The 20690-nt window shown below is 40.9% G+C and carries 16 protein-coding genes, 1 tRNA gene and 2 pseudogenes (2 of these 19 cut by a window edge); 15 read left to right on the top strand and 4 right to left on the bottom strand.

What is annotated here, in order from left to right; all coding sequences use genetic code 11:
* From COT81_01075 to COT81_01055, 5 genes and pseudogenes are all read left to right on the top strand, one after another.
* Nucleotides 1–729 (top strand): annotated as a pseudogene (locus tag COT81_01075) (16S rRNA (cytosine(1402)-N(4))-methyltransferase) (it extends 168 nt beyond the left edge of the window).
* A gap of 15 nt (nucleotides 730–744) precedes the next feature.
* Nucleotides 745–1104: a hypothetical protein gene (locus tag COT81_01070; GenBank protein PIS05472.1), complete on the top strand. Its 360-nt coding sequence runs from the start codon at nucleotides 745–747 to the stop codon at nucleotides 1102–1104.
* Between the two features lie 3 nt (nucleotides 1105–1107).
* Nucleotides 1108–2868, top strand: a complete 1761-nt coding sequence (locus COT81_01065; protein ID PIS05471.1) for a hypothetical protein — start codon at nucleotides 1108–1110, stop codon at nucleotides 2866–2868.
* Nucleotides 2861–4132 carry a hypothetical protein gene (locus tag COT81_01060; GenBank protein PIS05470.1) on the top strand — a complete coding sequence of 424 codons (1272 nt, stop codon included), beginning with the start codon at nucleotides 2861–2863 and terminating at the stop codon, nucleotides 4130–4132. Before COT81_01065 ends, COT81_01060 begins: the two co-directional genes overlap by 8 nt.
* On the top strand, nucleotides 4120–5556 hold the full coding sequence (locus tag COT81_01055) for a cysteine--tRNA ligase (protein PIS05469.1): 1437 nt from the start codon (nucleotides 4120–4122) through the stop codon (nucleotides 5554–5556). Before COT81_01060 ends, COT81_01055 begins: the two co-directional genes overlap by 13 nt.
* 39 nt (nucleotides 5557–5595) lie before the next feature.
* Here COT81_01055 and COT81_01050 read toward each other — a convergent pair whose 3' ends face one another.
* Complete coding sequence (locus COT81_01050; protein ID PIS05468.1) at nucleotides 5596–5835, bottom strand: hypothetical protein; 240 nt, start codon at nucleotides 5833–5835, stop codon at nucleotides 5596–5598.
* 29 nt (nucleotides 5836–5864) lie between these two features.
* Nucleotides 5865–6176: a divalent-cation tolerance protein CutA gene (locus COT81_01045; GenBank protein PIS05467.1), complete on the bottom strand. Its 312-nt coding sequence runs from the start codon at nucleotides 6174–6176 to the stop codon at nucleotides 5865–5867.
* Nucleotides 6177–6239: 63 nt separating this feature from the next.
* On the opposite strand from COT81_01045, the gene COT81_01040 reads away from it, so the two are divergent.
* Nucleotides 6240–7202 carry a tRNA dihydrouridine synthase DusB gene (locus tag COT81_01040; protein ID PIS05466.1) on the top strand — a complete coding sequence of 321 codons (963 nt, stop codon included), beginning with the start codon at nucleotides 6240–6242 and terminating at the stop codon, nucleotides 7200–7202.
* 133 nt (nucleotides 7203–7335) lie between these two features.
* Here the strand turns inward: COT81_01040 and COT81_01035 are convergent, their stop codons facing one another.
* Nucleotides 7336–8277, bottom strand: a complete 942-nt coding sequence (locus tag COT81_01035; protein PIS05465.1) for a hypothetical protein — start codon at nucleotides 8275–8277, stop codon at nucleotides 7336–7338.
* A 189-nt stretch (nucleotides 8278–8466) separates the two neighbouring features.
* Between COT81_01035 and COT81_01030 the strand changes: the two genes are divergently transcribed.
* From COT81_01030 to COT81_01015, 4 genes are all read left to right on the top strand, one after another.
* Nucleotides 8467–9078, top strand: a complete 612-nt coding sequence (locus COT81_01030; GenBank protein PIS05464.1) for a hypothetical protein — start codon at nucleotides 8467–8469, stop codon at nucleotides 9076–9078.
* 82 nt (nucleotides 9079–9160) lie between these two features.
* A complete protein-coding gene (locus COT81_01025) occupies nucleotides 9161–10771 on the top strand; it encodes a DNA polymerase III subunit gamma/tau (protein PIS05463.1) in 1611 nt (536 codons plus the stop codon).
* A 40-nt stretch (nucleotides 10772–10811) separates the two neighbouring features.
* Nucleotides 10812–10885 (top strand) — tRNA-Gln (locus COT81_01020).
* Nucleotides 10886–10999: 114 nt separating this feature from the next.
* Nucleotides 11000–11206, top strand: coding sequence for a hypothetical protein (locus tag COT81_01015; protein ID PIS05462.1), 207 nt, complete (start codon nucleotides 11000–11002; stop codon nucleotides 11204–11206).
* Between the two features lie 113 nt (nucleotides 11207–11319).
* On the opposite strand, the gene COT81_01010 is transcribed toward COT81_01015, so the two are convergent.
* On the bottom strand, nucleotides 11320–11772 hold the full coding sequence (locus tag COT81_01010; protein ID PIS05461.1) for a hypothetical protein: 453 nt from the start codon (nucleotides 11770–11772) through the stop codon (nucleotides 11320–11322).
* Between the two features lie 390 nt (nucleotides 11773–12162).
* Here COT81_01010 and COT81_01005 point away from each other — a divergent pair, with 390 nt between their 5' ends.
* The 5 genes and pseudogenes from COT81_01005 to COT81_00985 form a co-directional block, all read left to right on the top strand.
* Nucleotides 12163–16140: a hypothetical protein gene (locus COT81_01005; protein ID PIS05460.1), complete on the top strand. Its 3978-nt coding sequence runs from the start codon at nucleotides 12163–12165 to the stop codon at nucleotides 16138–16140.
* Between the two features lie 112 nt (nucleotides 16141–16252).
* A complete protein-coding gene (locus COT81_01000; protein ID PIS05459.1) occupies nucleotides 16253–17899 on the top strand; it encodes a hypothetical protein in 1647 nt (548 codons plus the stop codon).
* A 25-nt stretch (nucleotides 17900–17924) separates the two neighbouring features.
* A complete protein-coding gene (locus COT81_00995; protein PIS05458.1) occupies nucleotides 17925–18980 on the top strand; it encodes a GTP-binding protein in 1056 nt (351 codons plus the stop codon).
* Between the two features lie 52 nt (nucleotides 18981–19032).
* Entirely contained in the window at nucleotides 19033–20268 is a 1236-nt protein-coding gene (locus COT81_00990; GenBank protein PIS05457.1) for a hypothetical protein, read from the top strand.
* Between the two features lie 75 nt (nucleotides 20269–20343).
* Nucleotides 20344–20690 (top strand): annotated as a pseudogene (locus tag COT81_00985) (hypothetical protein) (it continues 1516 nt past the right edge of the window).

The raw sequence follows: 20690 nt of genomic DNA, 5'->3' as shown, positions 1-20690 counted from the left end.
CCAAAGGTCACTTTAGTAAAAAGCAACTTTAAAAAATTAAAACAAAAAATATATGATCAGGGAATTACTAATGTTGATGGCATCATATTCGACTTGGGCCTATCTACGGGTGAGCTCAAGGATCCAAAACGAGGATTTTCGTTTACGATAGATGCGCCACTGGACATGCGCTTTGATACAGCTGGAATGATCAAAGCGGCCGACATACTCAATACTTGGCCAGAAAAAAAATTAGCTTTGCTCTTTAAAGAAAATGGGGAGGAACCGTTAGCCAGGCAAATCGCTGCCAAAATTTTTCGCCAACGTAAGATTAAGAAATTAGAACGCACTTTTGAATTAGTTGATTTAATCGCATCAGTGTATGGCGCTAAGTACAATCGGCGCTCCAAAAGTCATCCGGCCACCAAAGTATTTCAAGCCCTGCGCATTGCCGTGAATGATGAGTTAGAAAATTTAAAAAGCGTTTTACCTGATGCGGTGGATCTGCTTAATCCTGGACGCCGCCTAGCAGTTATCGCATTTCATTCTTTGGAGGATAGAATTGTCAAAAATTATTTTAGGCAAGAATCTAAAGATTGCTTGTGCCCCAAACAAATGCCAATATGCCAATGCCAACACAAAGCGGCAATTAAACTGATAACGAAAAAACCAATTACTCCTAATTTTGACGAAATAAATCAAAACCCCAAGAGCCGCTCCGCTAAGATGAGAGTGGCAGAAAAAATATAAAAATAAAACAAAATTATGCCTCGTTTCTTCTTACTTGCTAAAAAAACTAATCCGGTAAAAGCCAAACGGCGGACCCAAATTAAATTTAAATTCCCGCCAGTTCACATCGAAAAGTTGCTGGGCGCTTTAGTCGTAGTTTTTTTAGCCGCTTATCTAGTTTTAACTAATGGTGTTTCGACCAAGGGTTATCAAATTGAAAAATTAGAAAAACAGTTAAAAAGCCTACAAACATCAACTTCGAATTTAGAAACGCAGATCCTTGAAGCCCAATCCTCAAAAACCATTGACGGCAAAGTCGCCGATTTAAATTTAGTCTCAGCCAGTTCTGTTACCTACTTAACCATTACAGATAACGCCGTCGCACTTAATGAATAATTCATGGCCTCAATAATCGGGCAATATCGCTACAAAACTGCTAATTTATCAGATGGCCGCATATTTGTGCTGAAGGCCATCTTTTTGGTTGCGATGGTCATTTTAATTGCTAAATTATCTTTTTTGCAAATTGTTCAGGATGATTATTATCGATCATTGTCAGACAAGAGGCAGCAGGTTTTGCGACAGCTACAACCAAACCGCGGTAAAATATTTGTCAAAACTAGATTGGAAGACGGGGCGTATGAATATTTTCCGGCCGTAACAAACCAAGAACTTTTTTTAGTTTATGCTGAGCCGAACAAAGTAGAAAGCCCGAATAAAGTTATTGATACTATCGTTCCGATTTTTGATTTAACGCCGCAAGAGTGGCAACCCTTATTGCAAAAAATTGCCGATGACAAGGATCCCTACGAACCCTTGGTTAAGCAAGCCACCCAAGAGGAAATTGAACTTTTGCAAACCAAAAATTTAAGCGGGGTTGGTTTTATCCCGCAAAATTATCGCTACTATCCCGAAAACAGTTTAGGCGGTCATCTCTTTGGCTTTGTTCGAACTATTGATGACAAGGCGGTTGGACAGTATGGATTGGAATCATATTTTAACGATGAATTGTACGGCAAGGAGGGCGTATTGGTTTCACCAGTCGACGCCCAAGGTTCGTTTGTGACTGCCGGCGAACGTGAAAAAGACCCGGCTACCAATGGAGCTGATTTGTATTTAACCATTGATAAAAGGGTTCAAATTACAATCTGCCAAATCATCGCCCGCGCGGTTGAAACATACGACGCTGTTAACGGGTCGGTAGTAGTTATGGATCCAAGAACGGGGGCAATTATTGGAATGTGCAGTGCACCTGATTATAATCCTGATGTGTTTAATCAAGTTGAATCAATTGATATTTATAACAATCCAGTGATATCTTCTCCTTATGAACCGGGGTCAGTCTTTAAAGCCATTACTATGGCGGCTGGCTTGGATATTGGTTTAGTCGAACCTAATTCAACTTATATTGACGAAGGCGAAGTCAAAATCGGTCCGTTTACCGTACGTAATGCGGATTTAAAAAAACACGGCCAGCAAACTATGACTCAGGTGTTAGAACAATCACTCAATACTGGCGCTATATATGTGGCTGATTTAGTGGGCAAAAAAGACATGCAAAGATATATTGAAAATTTCGGTTTTGGCAAAAAAACTGGCATCGCATTAAGTAATGAACTAGGTGGCGATATATCCAGCCTAGACAAAAGAGGAGACATTTATACGTTAACCGCTTCGTACGGACAAGGCATTACTGTTACGCCCCTCCAGCTAGCCGCTGCCTTTTCGGCGATAGCGAATGATGGTAAACTGGTAAAGCCTTATATTGTTGATGAAATCCATTTTGGCGATGGGCGAATTGACAAAACCGCGGTCCAAGAAATATCACAAGTTATCAGCAAACTTACTTCAATCAAGCTACGCGGTATGTTGACTTCGGTTATCACAAATGGGCTTGGCCGCAAAGCTGGCGTGGAAGGTTATTATTTGGCGGGCAAAACAGGGACAGCCCAGATTGCTGCCCCGTCTGGCGGCTACGGCGTTGATACAAACCATACTTTTGTTGGATTTGGCCCGACTGAAGACCCACAATTTACTATTTTAGTTAAACTGGAAAAGCCAACTGCCGTGAGATACGCTTCGGATTCTGCCACCAATGTATTTCGGGAGGTCGCAGCATTTTTAGTTAATCATTTACAAATCCCACCATCTAATGGTTAGAAAAATATTACAAGCTAAACTTAGACTCATTGCTTGGCTAGTGGTGCGAAAACATAGCCCTTTAGTTATTGCGATTACCGGCAGTGTTGGTAAAACCGGAACAAAAGATGCAGTTATCAAGATAGTCTCAGATAACGGTTATCGCGTGCGCGGAACTAGCGGCAACTATAACAATGAAATTGGAGTTCCGCTGACGATCATCGGATCAACTAGCGGCGGATCTTCATGGCTGAGTTGGTTTTTGATAATACTTAAAGGTGTGCGGATGGTTTTAATCCCGGCCGCGTATCCGGATGTTTTAGTTTTAGAAATGGCTGCCGACCGCCCAGGCGATATTGGCTATTTGGCAAAAATTGCACCGCCCGATATCGCGATTGTTACCGCGATTAGCTCCGTTCATTTAGAGTTTTTTAAAAGCGTGGAAAGTGTAGCGACCGAAAAAGGCAGTTTGCTGCAATACTTAAAATCTAACGGCACAGCCATCCTAAACGCTGACGACAAAAGAGTGCTTGATTTAAAAAGCCGTTATCATAAGAAATTTTTGACCTATGGCATTATTTCAAAAAGTGATGTTCAAGCAAACAATATAGCTTTAGTTTATGATAAGGACCCTCACCTTAAAGCCATTGTCTTAGCTCATGCCCAACAATGCTCTTTGATCTTGCCTAACTTTATCGCCCGGCACCACCTTTACGGTATTTTGGCTGCAATTAGCGCAGGGATCGCTTTAAAGATTCCATTAAGTAATATTGTCTTGTCGCTTAAAGATTTAACCCCGCCAAAAGGGCGGATGACCATTTTACCAGGCGTTAAACATACAACGATTATTGATGATAGTTACAATTCTTCACCCCAAGCCGCGGTAGAAGCTTTAAATACACTGAAACAGCTTGCCGCCCGGCGAAAAACCATCGCGGTTTTAGGTGATATGTTGGAATTGGGAAGCTACACTCAAAAAGCTCACTTTGAACTCGGCCACACTTTAGCGAAATTGAAAATTACCGACCTTATAACAGTCGGTGAAAAAGCAACGGATATTGCCCAAGGAGCAATCAAAGCCGGGATGAGTAAAAGTAAAATCTTTAGCTTTGACAACGCTCCAGCCGCCGGACGTTTTTTACAAGATCGAATGCGGCAAGGTGATTTCATTTTGATTAAAGGTTCCCAGGGAGTGAGGACGGAAAAAATTGTTAAAGAAGTTATGGCTAACCCTGAAAAGGCTAAAGATTTATTAGTGAGGCAAGGGCCAGAATGGCAAAGCTAACCCTATACAATACATTAACCCGCAAAAAGGAGGTTTTTAGACCGATTAAAAAAGGCCTAGTCGGGCTGTACACTTGCGGTCCGACAGTTTATAACTACGCTCACATCGGTAATTTAAGAACATATATTTTTGAAGACATCCTTAAACGCGTTTTAGTATTAGCTGGTTATAAAGTGAGGCATGTTATGAATATTACTGATGTTGGTCATTTAACTTCTGATGCTGATACGGGTGAAGATAAAATGGAAACAGGCGCGCAGCGTGAAGGGAAAACAGTTTGGGAGATTGCAAATTATTATACCCAAGCATTTAATAGAGATATTGAAAAACTTAACATTATTACGCCAGATAAGTTTGCTAAAGCGACCGATACGATTGGCGAACAAATTAAACTAATAAAGAAATTGGAAAGAAATGGTTTTACTTACACTACAGATGACGGCGTGTACTATGATACGTCAAAGTTTAAAGACTATTCCAATCTTGCTCGCCTGAATTTATCTCAGCAAAAAGTTGGCGCTCGGGTTGGCGTTAATGCCCAAAAAAGGAGCCCGACTGATTTTGCGTTATGGAAATTTTCACCAAAAAACACTCATCGTGCTATGGAATGGGAATCGCCGTGGGGCACGGGATTTCCAGGCTGGCATTTGGAGTGCTCGGCTATTTCCACCAAATACTTAGGCAAACATTTTGATATTCACGCCGGCGGCATTGATCATATCCCGATACATCACACCAACGAACGCGCCCAAAATATTGCGGCTTTTGGCAAGCCGGTCGTTAATTATTGGTTACACGGCGAATTCTTAGTAGTGTCAGACCAGGCGAAAATGGCAAAGTCTAAGGGGGAATTTGTGACCTTGCAATCATTAATGGATAAAGGTTATTCGCCATTGGCTTATCGTTATTTAGCTTTGATGACTCATTACAGGCAAAAATTAGTTTTCTCTTGGAGCAGCTTGAAAGCAGCGCATAATGCTATGAGTAAACTCGCAAGCCAGGTCATTACTTGGCCACATGGCGGCAAGGCAAGTCGTCAAGCAGTTAATAAGTTTAAGGATGCTATGTATGATGATTTAAATACGCCTCAAGCGGTTGCCGTTGCTTGGGAGATCGTTAAAGACACTAAAATAAAGCCAGCCGATAAGCGAGCAACTTTAGAAAGTTTTGATAATGTGCTCGGCTTGGGTTTGAACGCTTTGAAGGTAAATGTATTTAATGTTATCGAAATAACGCCGACAATAAAGGTCCGAGTTTCCAGCGATATTACAATAAGTTCTGAGGTCAGAGCTTTAATAAAAGAAAGAGAAATTAACCGACAAATGAAAAACTGGGAAAGATCAGACGAGTTACGAGAATTAATCGAGAATAAAGGGTATCGCATAGAAGATACTCGTGATATTCCACTCGTCAGTAAAAAATGAAATTCCGCTCTCGCGGTATTTTATAAAGCTGATCGGTATTTAAAACGGATTGCCGTAGACGTACAATGCCAAAATGGAATGAATGAGAACCGAGATAAAAAAGCCCCACCAGTACCAACAATGCCATTGATAGAATTTTCTAAACCAGGGTTTCGCCATCAGCGGTGCAATTAGTTTTCCGCTTAGGCAGCGGCAGGAAAAGAAAATTAAAATTAAAAAAAAGATATTAGTTAATCCGGCGATAAAAACAATTTTGGCGGCTAGGTTTGGGTCAAGCATACTATTTTAATTTATTACCAAATTATAAGTTAGTCGGTAATTTTGGTTACATTGTTTATCCACTGAAGAAATTTTGGATTCGCATCAGCCGCAAGCCTTTCAATGCAGGGGACCTCGTCAGGGTGCAATTTTTCTATAATTAATTTGACTCGTCCCCAATTTTCATTGGCTGTTTTAAATAACCCAACTACTTCTCTTTCGTTAATAATTTTGTCTTTCCACCGATAGGAGCTCGAGATTGGGAAATAGTTGGCGCAAGCGACCAGTTTTTTGGTCAGTAAAATTTTCCCTATTTTTCTAGCTTGGACCAAATTTTTGTGGGTGGTATAAATAAGTATCATGTTTCATACAGTATAGCAGAATTCTTGATAATATATAAATAATGGTATAGGGTATGGTTGGGTATGAAAAATTTTTGGCAGGAGCTACAACATAAAAATGAGCCGATTTTAGCACTGGCTCCGATGGCGGGGGTGACTGATTTTGCGTTCCGTGAAGTGTGCAAGTCATTTGGCGCCGATATAATTTATACGGAGTTTGCCTCTGCGACCGCATTATATTATGCCAAATCAGATTCGGCCATAGCAAAGACAATGGAACTGATGAAATTTTCCGATGGCGAACGGCCGGTCAACATTCAAATTTTTGGCAGTGAACCGAAGCATTTTAATTTTGCCGCTAAAAAAATAACCGAAGAATTAAAGCCTGATGGCATCGACATTAATTTTGGCTGTCCAGCCAGAAAAGTTTTTACCCAAGGCGGCGGCTGCGCGCTGATGAACCAAGTTAGTTTGGGCCGAGAAATAATTAAAGCTACGTTGGCAGGCACCAACTTGCCTGTATCAATTAAAATTAGAGCTGGCGTGCACGATGTTGACGCTGTCACTTTTATCAATAAAGTTAAAGACTTAAATATTACCGGGGTGATAATTCACGGGCGAACGTACGCTCAAAAATTTGCCGGCGAGATACAGTATGGCCAAATAAAGGCGATCAAGGAAATGCTAGATATACCAGTCATCGCGAATGGGGGGATTTACACGCCCGAGGACGCCAAAATCATGCTAGATAAAACCGGGGCCGATGGCATTGGTTTAGCCCGCGGCGTTAACGGCAAGCCGTGGCTATTCAAACAAGTCCGTGATTATTTAGCGGGCGGAAAATACCAAGAGCCTACTTTAGAAGAAATTACGTCCGTGGCACTAAAACATTCCCAATTAGCCTTTGACGCTAAGGATAGTCGGGGGATAGTTGAAATGCGTAAGCATTTAGCTTGGTATGTTAAGGGCATGCCTAATGCTAAGGAGGTTAGGCATCAATTAATGTATGTGCAATCCTTGGCAGAGATAGAATCCATTTTAACCTAAAATTTTAGGTTTTATATTTATTTTACGACGCCTAGATATAAAAATCCTATTCTTCACAAAATCAATGCCGGCATCCATATTTAGCTTAGCCCGCGTTAGTTTATTTGTGGTGATGAGATATGCGAATTACAAATTAAAACCAGCCTTTCTTTTTAAAAATCACAAGCATTAAAGTTGCCACCGAAACCATCATTGCAATAACTACCCAAAAGCCGTATTCGTTCTCAATGAAAGGCATGGATTTAATTGTATTCATGCCAAAAATTGCCGCCATCAAAGTTATCGGGAAAGTGATAACTGATATGATGGTTAGCGTTTTCATGATTTGATTGAGTTTAAAGGAAATAAGGGAAGTGTTAGTTTCGTGCAATGTTTCGATGTATTCTTTGCTGCTTTCCAAAATACTCCAAAGCTCCTTGGTAGTGTCAATCAAGTTTTCAAAATAGTGGTCTGAACTATTCATCATAAAATTACTATTTTCACGAAAGGTCTCCAAGGCTTTGATTAAAACATTTTTATGCCCTTGCATTGATTTGCGCATATCGGTTAAATTGCTGCGGATGGTCAGAATGCGCCTGACGTTATTTTGCCCTACCTTCCGGCCGCTGAAAATTGCTTCTTCAATTTCCTTTGAAGCTTCGCTAACATGATCAAGCATTGGAAAAATTTTATCGTAAAGTTTAAACATAATGTCATAAAATAAATACTCACTGCTGGTATGTGAATTATAATTGTTCTGAGCCACCTCATTAATTCTTAACATATTAAACATTTCATTAATCACGCCAAATTTTTCCCGTTGCACAGTAACAAAAAAATCTTTGCCGACAAAAAAATCGGTTTCAGCGGTCGTCATTTGCTGTTTGGTTTTGTTGTATATTGGAAACAGAAAGGCAGCAAAAATATAATTTTTATAAGTGTCTATTTTATTCCGTTGGTTTTCAGAAGAAACATCTTGCAAGTCGAGCGGATGAAAATTAAAATTTTGACGGATAAAACGCAACTCATTTTCACCAATATTAGTAATATTGGTCCAAGTAAAGTGTTTAAAATCTAATTGCTGGATTGTCGACATGTGGTTAAATTGAATATATTATACATAATTTTTTGTCCACTCTCAATGCACAGGTGCTTATTGCCCAAAAAATCGGTATGTAGTAGAATTATATTTACTTAAAATCAAAATAAAATCAAATAAAAATAAACAAATTTAGCTAAAATAGAAACAAATTAAAACAGATTTAAACTCAAATAAAATAAAAATATGGGGGACGCTAAGGCTAAGGCAGCCAAAAAAATAGCCGATGAGGTTGAAATTGCCAAAACGGAAGGTGAAATTTTAGCCCAAAAAATTGAATCTTTACAAAAAGTTTTAGAAATTATTGAAGCCAACGTAAAAAATGCCCTAAAGCTTATTGAGGGTTTTGGGGATCCCGGAACTTTACGCGATTATCCTCAGGATGGCGATGAGACTGAACAGCCAGTGGAAGAAGAAGGCGGCGCGCGGGTAGTTGAAGGAGTATTTAACGGTCAGATTATGATTGGTTCTGACGGCCAAGAATACTCAGTTCCAGCTAACTACGCTTCAAAATCTAAGCTAGTAGAGGGTGATATTTTAAAATTGACGATTACTACCGACGGAAGTTTTATATATAAACAGATTGGCCCAACGCCGCGGAAAAAAGTAATTTCCACATTGGCTAAAAATGATATGACCGGTGAGTACTACGCCGTCAAAAACGACAGTAAATGGAGGCTATTAACAGCTTCAGTGACTTACTTTTCTGGCGTGCCCGGTGATGAGGTTGTAATTTTGATCCCTAAAAATGGTCACAGCCAATGGGCTGCGGTTGAAAACATTATCAAGCGGGGTTAATTTAAGGATCTACCGCAATCGCCCTAATCCTAGGGCGTTTTAATTTTCCTTAATTTATGGTAAACCTATATAGTTAAATACTATGGCTCAAACCTTATATCGCAAATATCGTCCGCAACAATTTGATCAGATTGTGGGACAAAATCATATTAAAATAACTTTGCAAAACCAGGTTGCTTCAGGCGAAGTTGCCCATGCTTATATTTTTGCCGGGACTCGAGGGGTGGGCAAAACAACAACAGCCAGAGTTTTAGCTAAAGCCATAAATTGTGGCGAAGGTAAAAAAGCTAAAAAGGAATTAGCCGAAATTGGCAAGCAAATTATGGAAGGCAAGGCGATTGATGTGATTGAAATTGACGCGGCGTCAAACCGCGGGATTGATGAAATTCGTGAGTTGCGAGAAAAGGTTAAGTACGCACCCGGTGTGTTGCCGTTTAAAGTTTATATTATTGACGAGGTACACATGCTAACCACTGAAGCTTTTAACGCCTTGCTTAAAACTTTAGAGGAACCGCCAGTTCACGCGATTTTTATATTAGCTACAACAGAAATTCACAAAGTGCCAACGACCATAATTTCACGGTGTCAGCGTTTTGATTTTAAACGAGTTAACGCCAGTGACTTGATGAAACGGCTGGCTTGGATGGCGGAGCAGGAGAATAAACAAGTCGACAATGATGTATTAAGAAATATCATCAATAATGCCGAAGGATCAGTCCGCGATGCCGAAAGTCTGCTAGGCAAGTTATTGAGTTTGGGTACCAAAAAAGTTACACAAAAAGAAGCTTCATTAGTCTTGCCTGAATCTGATTGGCCATATATTGTTAATTTTGTTACCGCTCTTCTTAATTCCGATGCTACCAAAGCTTTGGAGCTAGTCAATCAATTAGTTGATGAGGGCGGAGACTTAAAGTCGTTTAGCTCTGATGTAGTAGAATTTTTGCGAAAGATGTTGCTTAAAAAAGTGAATCCAAAACTTAATCAGTTTTCGGTGGAGCATGATTTAAGTGTTGAAAAACAGATAGATACGCTTTTGAGTAACGTTGAGGCTGGCAGGTTGAAGGCGATGATTGAAATTTTGATTGAAGCATCTCAGTCTTTGAAATATTCTCAAATTCAGCAATTGCCGTTAGAGCTCGCTGTCGTGAAGATAATTGAACCTGAATCTTCGTTGTCACATTTAAGATCAAAAGATAGCACGATATCTAGCAGTGAGCCTAAGCCTAAGCCGCACGAGCCGATAGTTTTTAAGAAGCCTTCGGCCCAAACGGTTGAGGCAACTCCCAAGCCAGCCGGCGAGAGCAAAAAAATCAAGAGTTTAACCAAAAAAACTAAGGTTCAAAAATCGAGTGGCCAGATAATTAGCTTAAAGGAAGTATTAAATCAATGGGAGGCAGTAGTGGCGGCGATTAAAGAAGTTAACCATTCTTTAGCTAGCACCTTGCGCATGCATAAGCCAAGCGAGATTCATGATTCCAGGTTGACAATTCCTTTTAAGTTTAAATTTCACAAAGAGCGAATTGATGACAATAGTAACAAGCAAGCTTTAGAAAACATTTTATCTCGGCATTTTGGTAAAGATTTGCAAATTGACGCCGTGATTGTGGAAGATCTAGAAATATCAGTGCCGGATGAGAAAAATAACGCAGTGGACACTGTGCTGCAAAATTTCGGCGGTAAAGTAGTTGATTAAAAAAAATTTTATAATTCGGTTAGTGTGACCGTTTTTATATTCGGGGATCGTCTAATGGTAGGACGCCTGGTTCTGGTCCAGGTAATCGGGGTTCGAATCCCTGTCCCCGAGCCAAATAGGATGATACGAGTTCTCCGCCTCGGGGCTTCGCCCCTCGGCGGAGCAATCTTTCGCTAAAGCTACAGAATTGCATGCACTATTATTACATTCTATTAAGCTCAAAATCTCATATTTTTTTACTTTGGATCCACGAATGATCTGAAAGATCGTCTTAAATTACATAATAAGGGTGCAGTCAGATCTACTAAGTCACATATGCCATGGCGGCTTGTTTGGTATGCAGCTTTTTTAACTGCCAATGAGGCTCAAGATTTTGAGCGCTATCTTAAAACTGGATCGGGCAAAGCCTTTGGTATAAACGTTTTATCTCAGTAGCTTTAAAGAAAGATTTTTCGAGTGGCAGAAAAGGTAGTCCGAAACTTAAGTGAAGGATACCCTGTCCCCGAGCAATTAAAAAAAGCCGATTGGCGTTTTTGGGTTAATTTGATTTATCGGCCCCCCTTAAATTGTCTGACTAAAGCCGGTGCCAAAAGTATGATTGAAATTAAAATAAGCAACCCTAAAAGCCCAGTTTGACTGGCAAACTCTAGTAAAAAAATAATTGGCAGTAATAATAAAATACTTAAAAATCCTAAAGCCATATACTTTCTAGTGATAAATAAAGGCACTGCCAAGATTGTGAATATTACTGCCAGCCAAATTCTTGGCATTAGATTATCTAAAACGAAAATGTTAACCCCCAAAAGAATAATAATTAAAATAACCGTTAATAAATAATCTCTAATTTTTTGAGAGCGATGGAGATATTCTTGGCGTGAGAAAAAATTCCAAAACTGAAAGTTGTCAGATAGTTCATCGCTTACATTATTTAAATATAACCCAGTCACTAGCAACCCGGCTAGGCCTAAAATAATAGACAACATGATAACAATTAAGGTCATAAAATTTATCTTATTGTAACACGGACAAAAAGCCAAAGTCTAAAATTTTAATATTAGGCACTATAACCAATATGCCTCTGCAATTTAAAGATTCTGCGCATTTGTGGTATTCACTGATTTTGGCTCAGGATAGTAAAGTATAGATTGGTTTTTAGTTTGTAACTCTAAACAATTTATGTCTATACTAATGTAGACATTAAGTAATAATTTAACAAAAATCAGGGTTTTTCTTAGCAATTGTTTAACAGTGTATAAGCGGGATAATTTACCTTGACAAAAATTATCTAATATTGTAAGTTGACCTTGAACAAAAGCTCTTGAATTTACTGGAAGGGTTCGTTATTTAGAGGCGGGGAATTTCAACGTTAAGGAGGGTCAAGTAAATCTAAAATGCTTGAGCCGTATTTAATAATTAGTTTGTTTATAAAATTGAATAATAATTATATGGGTCATCGTCTTCGCACTTTTTCAAGAAAGGTCACGCCTTATTTAGCTCTTTTTTCCATTTTATTTAATTTTCATATATATGGCGCCTCTTTAACAGTGGCAACGCCTGCCTTAGCGAGAGTCGGGGGCATCGACACAGAGTGCCAAGCCAACGGTTTTGATTTTGGTATAGCCAAGTGGGAATGGGACGACGATGAGTATGAGCACGCAGAAGGCGATGTTAGTCCTTATACCACTAGTGTTACCGGCGATGATGAAGAAGCTGATTGGACGGCTAGCCCTGCGGTTGATGGAGTTTTAGTTAAACGCGGAGGCGACACTTCTGTTGAGTCAGGGGGCACTGCGGGCACAGTTTATGAAAATGATCACGCAATTAGCCACATTACTTTTTGCGGCAATGAACAAGAAGACCCAGTGTGCGGCAATGATATACAAGAAGAAGGCGAAGAATGTGATGGCGAAGGCGGAGTGAGCGAAAACCAATCATGTTCCGGGCAGTGTACTTTAATTGACGAGCCATATTGCGGTGACGGTGAGGTGAATTTAGAATGGGAACAATGTGATGACGGCAATAATGAAAATGATGATGGCTGTGACGCAGAATGCCAAGAAGAAGTTGATGAGTGTGAAATTACCGAATTGATTGAAAACGGCGGTTTTGAGGAGCCAGATGTATTACATGCCAACTTATGGAATATATACGTCACTCCGCTAGTTCCGGGTTGGAACATTGAGTGGGTTTCAACCGTCCCGGCTTCATTTGGTTTAGAATCTCGGCCAGATGATGCCTTGCTGGAGCTTCACAATAGTTACTGGACTCCGGCTGAAGGCGACCAATATGCTGAACTTGATACTGACTGGGCAGGTCCCGACAGCGGTTTAGATGGAGAGCCAGCTTCGGTTGATATTTACCAAGATATTTTAACTATACCCGGTGAAGAGTATGAAGTTAGTTATCAATTTTCTCCGAGGCCGTTTATTGGAGCCGAAGATAACATTTTAAATGTTTATGTGAACGGTGTGCTTAAAGATACTGTTAGCGCGGCCAATGTTACTGGCGATACTATTTGGGAAGAAAGAGGCTTCAGTTTCATTGCCGATAGTCTAGTTTCTCGAGTTACCTTTGAGGACGGAGGAGAACACGATTCTTACGGCACTTTACTTGATGATGTTAGTGTATTGGGTTGTGAAGGCGAAGGGCCAGAACCTTACTGCGGTGACGGCATTCGCCAAGAAGGCGCGGAAGAATGCGATGACGGCAACAATGAAGACGGAGATGGCTGCAGTGCTTACTGTGGTATTGAGCAGCAATTTAGTTGTCCGTTTGAGGAGCAAGAAGGCAGGACAATTGTGGATTTTGGAGACGCTGGCTTGCTTTCAAATCAGGGTCTATCAGAAGCTTCAGCCGGTCCGGTAGCTGTTGATTTGCCGGCCGGTACGTACTCGGTATCCTTATTCTCCTGGGATTCTTACGCCAGCCGAGATACCGCCAGCGTACAGCCAAATGAATCGTTCAAAGTTGTCCTAGAAAACGAAGGCGGTGTGGTCGCGGAAACAAACGCCACCACTGATTTAGTTGACGGTGTTGATGCAGCTTCTAACGAAGAAGAGGTGAATAGCGATTTAGTGCTTAGTGAAGCGGTGACTTCGGCTACTGCCTTACATGCCGTGTATCCAGACGGCTCAAGTACCAATAGTTTACGCGCCTCATGTGCCGCTTTTGATTTAGTTAATGATCAAGGCTGCGAAGAAAACTGTGGCGGTGGAGAAGAAGGGTCAACGGTCGCCGGTTATAAATATTTTGACAATGACGGCGATGGTGTCCGCGATGAAGGTGACGACGGTATTGAAGATTGGAAAATTACCCTTTATAGAATTGGTGATTTAATTGAAACGGTTGAGATTGATTCTACCGATCCAGATGGCAGTGATTCTGTAGCGGCGCTAGAGTCGGGAAAAATATATATTTTAGAAGCTAACGGGACTTATATATTTGGCACTAACGGTTTTGGCAATCGATACGCGGATGTTGAATGGTCAAGCAGTGACAACCAAGCCACTTGGGATGAAAATCTTAATCGCGAAGGAGTTGACGACGCCCTGGATGTTTATGTTGATCAAGATGATATATATTGGGGAGTATTTAACCTTGGTCATCAATACTACGCTGTATATGAGGGTCAAGATTCCTCCGCTAACTTGACTATTAGCGATTGGTTAGAAACCGGCCAAGACAAAATGGATGACAATGAAGGTACTTTAGAAGTTAAGATTTATGAAGTTGCCGGAATGGACATGACCCTAACTGACAGTGACGGGCTGTATAGTTTTGGTGACGTTCAAGCAGGTCATTACTTGATAATTGAAGAACTAAAAGGTGGTTGGGAAAATACCACCGCTCATTACCGCTATTTGGAAGTTGGAGAGAATGAGTCAATAGAGGTCCTGTTTGGCAACTGGATTGAAAATAATGCCGAAGAGGGCAATATTTGCGGGTACAAATTTTTTGACCTAGATGGTGATGGCGAATGGGATGAAGGTGAGCCAGGATTAGAAGGTTGGACTATTCGGGCGGAAGATGGCGATACTTTCTTTGATACTCAAACTAACGAAGATGGGCGATACTGCTTAAATGTTGGCGCCGGTGAATGGGAAGTTATTGAAGTCGTAATTGACGAAGGCTGGGTTAACACCTATCCGGTAGCTTCTCATGAGGTGAATTTAGGCGAGGGAGAAAGCGAAGACAATGTTAATTTTGGTAATCGCCGCACTGAATGTGCTGATGAGGCCGATAATGACGAAGATGAGCTGACTGACTCACAAGACCCTGCCTGCCACACTGATGGTGATACTGAAAATGAAGAGTCCTACGATCCAAATTTAGATGATGAAAGTAACGACCCGGGGGAAACTGAATGTAATGATGGCGTCGATAATGACGATGACGGAGATATTGACTACCATGAAGATTCAGATTGCAATTCATATTATGATAATGATGAATCCGGCGATGAAGGCGAAGAAAATGGCGGCGGCGGAGGCGGCGGAGGCGGCGGTGCCTTTACCGGGCTAATTATTCATACTGAACAAGCTGGCAGTGATACGGTTACAGCCACGATTACATGGTTCACGAACAAGCCAGCTACCAGCCGCGTGGTTTGGGATACAGTGTCACATCCTGATTTAGAGTTAGGGTCAGCGCCAAATTATGGCTATGCCGCGTCTACTCCGACCACAGATACTGACCCCAAAGTAACCTACCACACCGTAGTAATAGAAGGGTTAGATTCTGGCACAACTTACTACTTTAGGCCAATCTCTGCGGCATCGCCAGAAGTTTTAGGCATTGAGTTAAGCATTACACCAGGCGGTACAACGCCTGAGGGTCCAACGGGTAGCGAAGAAGAGCCTGAAGGCACTGGCGGTCCTGAAGTTGGCAGCGGCGCTGAAGCAAGCAATGCCGCGGGCGGTACCGGCGGCGAGGTATTAGGTGTAGAATTTGAAGAGGAATTATTAGCCCAAGCCGACGGCGATGTTGAACCAACTCAAGATGAAGTAGAAGAAGAGGCGTCAGAAACGGAGCCGGTAAGCGATGAAGTTATCGAAGAAGTGAGCGCAACCGCTGCAACTACCGCAAGCCAAGGCTTGCCCTGGTGCTTGATTTTACTGGTAATTGTCGTTGTGATGGTATTAGCCTTGTGGTACAAGCATCGCAACGGTGATGATAAAACTAAAAAGAAGCTCGCGGTAGTAACAGTACTTTCTTTGGTCGCAACCATTATCTTCTATCTTTTAGGTGAGCCATGGTGCTGGCTCCAACTGTTGGTTATTGTATATTTAATCTATGAATTAACCAAAAAGAGTGATATAGACGATTCAAATAAACCAACTGCAGAGACTCCGGTTGAGAATCTGAAATAAAATCCCTCCAACAACTTACCAACCAGCCCCGCTTGGGGCTGGTTTTGATTAAAGTAGAAAATAACATAAAAATCGTGTAAACTACTAGTGCTATAATTAAGGTATATTTTTTATGATGCAGACCGTTATTTTTTACTCTTTGGGAGGATTGGCACTCCTCTTTTTTGGTATGCGAGAAATGTCCGATGGGCTTCAAAAAGTTGCCGGCGATAAGCTTAAGAGAGTACTTCATTTTTTTACTAAAAATAGGTTGTTTGCCGTTTTGGCTGGCTTAGCAATCACCACCTTGTTCCAGAGCAGTTCTGCCACCACTATTTTAATTGTCGGTTTTGTAAATGCGCAACTTTTGTCTTTGACGCAAGCCATAGGAGTGATTATGGGTGCCAATATTGGCACCACTATTACAGCATGGTTGGTTTCTGCCTTTTCAGTCTTTAAGATTACTCAATATACCTTGCCAGCAATCGCTTTGGGGATATTTCTAATGCATTTTGCCAAGCTCCATAAAACCCGATATTGGGGGCAGTTTATTTTTGGCTTTGGCATCTTGTTTTTGGGCTTAGGTTTCATGAAGGATGCCTTTGAGCCGCTTGAGGGCAGTCAACTTTTAAAAGATTTTTTTGTTTATTTTTCTGATTATCCAATTTTAGGCGTTTTAGCAGGAATAATTTTTACAATAATATTACAAAGCAGTAGCGCCACTATCGCGATTTTACAACTGCTGGCGCTGAAAGGTTTAATTTCGTTTGATGCCGCCTTGCCGATATTAATTGGCGATAATATCGGTACAACAATTACTGCTCAGTTAGCCGCCTATAGCGTACGCTCCACTAACGCCAGAAGGGCAGCCAATGCTCATTCCATATTTAATTTAGTTGGCGCGGCTTGGGCTTTGCCCTTAGTCTATTTTGGTATTTTTTCTTCATTAGTAAGGACAATTGTCCCTGTGGAAGTGACAGCCGCTAGTGTAACTTTATTGATTGCCGTGTCTCACACATTTTTTAATGTCTTTAACACCATTTTATTTTTACCATTTGTTTCTAAGCTGGAGGTCTTGGTTTTAAAGTTAACACCAAGGGGGAATAACTTTGAGTACGAAGGGCCAAGGTACCTTGATAAGAACCTACTGCATTCATCCTCATTGAGCATAGAAGCTGTAGTGCGAGAAATTAAACATATGCTCGGCATTGCCAAGGAAGTTTTTGAGCTGTCGATTGACGGATTCAGGCGCAATCAAGACAACTTGCGGCAAGTGTCTAGTTTGGAAAAAAATGTTGATACTTTACAAGTTGATATTTTTCGTTATTTAACTTTGATAAGCCAAACGGAAATGAATGCTAATGACGCGAAGCGAATGCCGCGCATTTATCATACCGTTAACGATGTTGAAAAAATTTCTGACTATGGAGAACGTTTAATGATTTTACAGCAAAGGCTGGAGTCAGTATATGACGAGGGCGTGATCAAGTATTTTCAAAAAATATCAGAGTATACGTTGGTAGCTTTAAGGGAGTTAATTTACTCTTTAGATGACGATAAGGATGGCCAGGCGCACGCCCAAAAAGTTTTAGGAATTTGCGGGCAGATTAAAAGCACAGCAGAGAACTTGCAGGAGCAGCATTTGCAAAGGCTGAGCGGCGGGGTTGCCAATATTGCCGTTGAACAGGTTTTGGGCGATGCTATAAATATTATTGAAAGCGCTAGACGCCATATTAAAAATGTCGCTGAAGCTAGATTGAGCGGCAAACTTATGTCTTAAATCTGATTTTTATGGAACCGTGACTATGGGGTTCATATTGTTTCTTATTTTACCGGCCGTTTTGATTTTTAATTTGGCTTTTGGCGTTGGCTTGCACACAACTGTTGAACTGCCTGAACCGGTGATTGTTAAAGGTATTTACATGACTGGCTACACGGCCGCTTCTAAGGCTCGGCGCGAGAACCTTTTTGGATTAATTGATTCAACCGAATTAAATGCCGTAGTTATTGATATTAAGGATTATACTGGGAAAATTTTATACGATAGTAAAATTCCGATTGTTAATCGGCTCGGTTCAAAATTTGTTCTAATAAGAGATCTGCCTGACCTATTAGATGAACTGGATAAAAGAAATATTTACGCTATCGCTAGAATCGCTGTTTTCCAAGATCCTTTTTTGGCCCAAGTTAAACCAGAATGGGCAGTCCAGACAAAGAGTGGGGGAGTTTGGCGCGATTATAAGGGTTTGTCTTGGGTTGACCCTGGCAACCAAGAGGTTTGGGATTATAACATCGCGATTGCCAAAGAAGCGGTTGATTTAGGTTTTAAAGAAATTAACTTTGATTACATTCGTTACCCGTCAGATGGAAATTTGCAGACGATCCAATACCCCTACCAAGACGGACATGAACTAGATAAGAATGAGGTTATTGGTAATTTCTTTGAATATACCTCAAATAAAATGAAAAGCCGCCCGGCTTATTTGTCGGCTGATTTATTTGGCATGACTTTATGGCGCGACGATGGTTTAAATATCGGACAAACAATTGAGGCGGCGGCACCACACTTTGATTACATTAGCCCCATGGTTTACCCATCTCATTATCCGGATGGCTTTGAAGGTTTCGCCAATCCGGCCGAGCATCCATACGAGATAGTCTATCGCAGTTTGGTGCGGGCTAGCTTAGACGGGCAGAGAGCCAAGATACGGCCGTGGCTTCAAGATTTTGATTTAGGTGCAGTATATAATCAAGACAAACTCTTGGCTCAAATTCAAGCCACCTATGATAGCGGCTGGGAGAGTTGGTACTTTTGGTCCGCGGCTAACACTTATACCACGTCGGCGTTTAAGCGGGATTGACAAAAAATTAATTTTATGATATAATACAAATATCTTAGAAAAATTTGGATTTATGTCTTTTTTTAAACGTAAAAAATCTAAACAAAGCCAGCGAATCTTTTCGCGAGTTTTGACGCTTTTGTCGCCGCGCCGACGCAATGTTTTGCGACAGCTTAGCAAAGACATCTCTGACTTTGAACAATTTAAGCTTGATTTAAAAGAAATTAAAAAATTTGTTGCCCGAAAAAGTAAGACTAAAGATGAATTTAGTAAAGCGATTGAGATTAAGTATCTATCTGATATTTTTCACGGGATAAATTTATTTTTTTTTCCATCCCAACACAACGACCATAAGCCATATGCGGTACGCGCTAAAATGCTTTGGCATTATTTAGTCATAGTCGTTGTTATCAAAGTTTTTGTTACTGGGGCATTATTTTTTACCTATCCTTCACCGGCTGAGCTCGCGAATATAGTAACTTCCAAAGTTGTTACTTTGGCTAATGTGGAACGTGAAGCTTTGGGGATTCAAACCTTATCCACCAATCCGGTACTCACCAAAGCCGCTTTAGCCAAAGCCAAGGACATGGTTGACCGTGATTATTTTGCCCATGATACGCCTGAGGGCGCTAAACCTTGGACGTGGATTAATAAAGATGAGTATGATTACGTTTACGCCGGGGAAAATTTAGCGATAGACTTTAGTTCGGCTGAATTGATTCACCAAGCATTTATGAAAAGCCCGACCCACCGAAAAAATATTTTAAACGAAAATTTTCAAGATATCGGTGTCGCTGTAGTTACCGGTGAGCTAGGCGGCAGGCAAACTGATTTGCTGGTGCAGTTTTTTGGCACCAGTAGAATTGATGCTTTAGCTAAGGCAGACGCCAATGTTACTCCACGTCAGCCCAGGCCGGAAGTACTCCCGGGCACTCGTTTAGGTGAGTCTGAAACAGGTGAAGTGGCCGGCGAAGAGCTGGTGGCTAAACCGGATACGGTTAAGCCAACTGATGATACTCCACTTAATTACTCTCCTCAAGAAGCAAGTCAGGGAGTGATAGTTGTGGCCACATCTAATTCTGATGCGCGAAGCTTGGTGCAGTTAATTATTGAATATTCAAATATATTCTTTTTAGCTATGGTTATTTTTTTATTCACCGCTTCAATGATAAATATTTTTGTCAAAATTAAGTTTCAGCATCCAAAAGTTGTGTTACAAAGCTTAGCGGCCCTGGCTTTGGTTTTATCAATCTTTTTAGTTAAATTCCATTTTATTGAAGAAATTTCACCTCAACTTTTGATTCTCTAATAAAGACTAAAAAAGCTCAAGCATAATAGGTTTGAGCCTTTTTTAATAGCTCAAGTTTTGTTATACTATGTCTATATGGCAACTGGCTCAAGGAGCAACAAAATCAACAGCCAAGACAATAGTGAACTTAGGTCGGGGCATATTAAATCTGACTTCGTAACTGTCGCTTCACATCAACTTAGAACTCCAATCTCCGCCATCCGTTGGACGCTGGACAGTTTAAGAATGCCGCGCAATGGCAAGCTGACTCAAAAGCAGTTAGATTTAATTGATCAAGCCTACCAAAGCAATGATTTTATGGTCAAGGTAGTACGTGATTTATTACGCGTTTCACGCATCCAAGATAGAGGCGTGGATTTACATTATCAACAAGTTGATTTAAAAAAAATGGTGGAAAATTTAGTCGATCAAGCTCGCCCCTA

The organism is Candidatus Buchananbacteria bacterium CG10_big_fil_rev_8_21_14_0_10_42_9, from assembly GCA_002773845.1.
In the GTDB taxonomy this organism is placed as follows: Bacteria; Patescibacteriota; Patescibacteriia; order Buchananbacterales; family 21-14-0-10-42-9; genus 21-14-0-10-42-9.
The sequence above is the reverse complement of the archived record's forward strand: the minus strand, read 5'-3'. Positions and strand labels throughout refer to the sequence as shown.

Bases quoted from the DNA above. Each gene is read 5' to 3' on its own strand.
- COT81_01055 (PIS05469.1), top strand. From the start codon at position 4,120: ATGGCAAAGCTAACCCTATACAATACATTAACCCGCAAAAAGGAGGTT.
- COT81_01005 (PIS05460.1), top strand. From the start codon at position 12,163: ATGCTTGAGCCGTATTTAATAATTAGTTTGTTTATAAAATTGAATAAT.
- COT81_00990 (PIS05457.1), top strand. From the start codon at position 19,033: ATGTCTTTTTTTAAACGTAAAAAATCTAAACAAAGCCAGCGAATCTTT.
- COT81_01025 (PIS05463.1), top strand. From the start codon at position 9,161: ATGGCTCAAACCTTATATCGCAAATATCGTCCGCAACAATTTGATCAG.
- COT81_01010 (PIS05461.1), bottom strand. From the start codon at position 11,772: ATGACCTTAATTGTTATCATGTTGTCTATTATTTTAGGCCTAGCCGGG.
- COT81_01050 (PIS05468.1), bottom strand. From the start codon at position 5,835: ATGCTTGACCCAAACCTAGCCGCCAAAATTGTTTTTATCGCCGGATTA.
- COT81_01070 (PIS05472.1), top strand. From the start codon at position 745: ATGCCTCGTTTCTTCTTACTTGCTAAAAAAACTAATCCGGTAAAAGCC.
- COT81_01000 (PIS05459.1), top strand. From the start codon at position 16,253: ATGATGCAGACCGTTATTTTTTACTCTTTGGGAGGATTGGCACTCCTC.
- COT81_00995 (PIS05458.1), top strand. From the start codon at position 17,925: ATGGGGTTCATATTGTTTCTTATTTTACCGGCCGTTTTGATTTTTAAT.
- COT81_01040 (PIS05466.1), top strand. From the start codon at position 6,240: ATGAAAAATTTTTGGCAGGAGCTACAACATAAAAATGAGCCGATTTTA.
- COT81_01045 (PIS05467.1), bottom strand. From the start codon at position 6,176: ATGATACTTATTTATACCACCCACAAAAATTTGGTCCAAGCTAGAAAA.
- COT81_01035 (PIS05465.1), bottom strand. From the start codon at position 8,277: ATGTCGACAATCCAGCAATTAGATTTTAAACACTTTACTTGGACCAAT.
- COT81_01030 (PIS05464.1), top strand. From the start codon at position 8,467: ATGGGGGACGCTAAGGCTAAGGCAGCCAAAAAAATAGCCGATGAGGTT.
- COT81_01065 (PIS05471.1), top strand. From the start codon at position 1,108: ATGGCCTCAATAATCGGGCAATATCGCTACAAAACTGCTAATTTATCA.
- COT81_01060 (PIS05470.1), top strand. From the start codon at position 2,861: ATGGTTAGAAAAATATTACAAGCTAAACTTAGACTCATTGCTTGGCTA.